Genomic DNA, 255 nt, shown 5'->3' with positions numbered 1-255 from the left:
CGGCCGCGCCGTGCGGGAGGAGTGTGTACAGCGGCGCCTGGAGTGAGACCTCCTCCCGGGTCGCGAGCGTGGCGAGCGCGAGTGAGGTGAACGTCTTGCTGATGGAGCCGATCTCGAACAGCGTTGCTGGATCGGCGCCGTGGACGGCGCTGTTGTCGCCCCGGACGGCGCCGACGACCACCGCGCCGCGTTGCTTGGCGGAGAGTGTGTGTGCTGTCCGGTGGACGAGTGCGTCGAGACTGTCGCTGTGCGGCA

At 69.8% G+C, this 255-nt stretch carries 1 protein-coding gene; it reads right to left on the bottom strand.

Features of this window, described 5'->3' with window-relative positions:
• A partial coding sequence (locus GL263_RS28045) for a serine hydrolase (protein WP_182858491.1) occupies window positions 1-255 on the bottom strand: 255 nt, incomplete at both ends.

The organism is Streptomyces durbertensis, assembly GCF_014156695.1.
Lineage (GTDB): Bacteria > Actinomycetota > Actinomycetes > Streptomycetales > Streptomycetaceae > Streptomyces > Streptomyces durbertensis.
This window is presented reverse-complemented; position numbering and strand designations above follow the sequence as displayed.